Raw genomic sequence first — 275 nt, forward strand, 5'->3', positions numbered from 1 at the left:
CTCGTGCACCATTGCCTCTCCTCGCTCCCCGCAGCGGACCCGCGCTCCCCGGGAGCCCCAGGCGGCCGCAGGCCCGGCCTCGGAGACGCTGCCAGGAGTCGATCCCGCGCAAGCTGGGCATGGATCACGGCGCGACCCGCTGCGAGGAGCGAGGAGAGGCAATGGTGCACGAGAGGGCCGGGCATCCGGCGCAGCCCGGAGACCTGGTGGATGTCGCACGGCTGGTGACGGCCTACTACGCGACCCACCCGGACCCCGCCGACCCGGGTCAGCGG

The organism is Peterkaempfera griseoplana, assembly GCF_001418575.1.
Taxonomy (GTDB): domain Bacteria; phylum Actinomycetota; class Actinomycetes; order Streptomycetales; family Streptomycetaceae; genus Peterkaempfera; species Peterkaempfera griseoplana.